The organism is Flavobacterium sp. CFBP9031, assembly GCF_034044945.1.
Classification (GTDB): domain Bacteria; phylum Bacteroidota; class Bacteroidia; order Flavobacteriales; family Flavobacteriaceae; genus Flavobacterium.
The window spans coordinates 1-336 of sequence record NZ_JAXCWF010000032.1 but is presented as its reverse complement, the minus strand read 5'-3'; the positions used below and the strand labels follow the sequence as shown (position 1 = coordinate 336).

The 336-nt window shown below is 41.7% G+C and carries 1 pseudogene; it reads left to right on the top strand.

The window, feature by feature from the left end:
• Positions 1 to 336 (top strand): annotated as a pseudogene (locus SOM12_RS24105) (hypothetical protein); the annotation flags it as partial.

Below are 336 nucleotides of genomic sequence, written 5' to 3'. Positions count from 1 at the left end.
TACATCGGCAGTAAATGATTTAACTACAACAGTAAATGGAGTAGCAGGAACTGCTGTGCCAATTATCAACAGCAACGAGACCTCGTTGACAGGAGCAACTTTAACTACAACTGTAAATGGAGTTGCAAGTACTGCACTAGATTTGACTCCAGCTATTACAGCTGGTACAACCAATGCTCTGAGTCTTGCGGGCAATACTCTGACCTCTAATGTAAATGGGGTTTCTACAACTTCAGATGCTGTTAGCGGTGTTTCTAATACATCGGCAGTAAATGATTTAACTACAACAGTAAATGGAGTAGCAGGAACTGCTGTGCCAATTATCAACAGCAACGA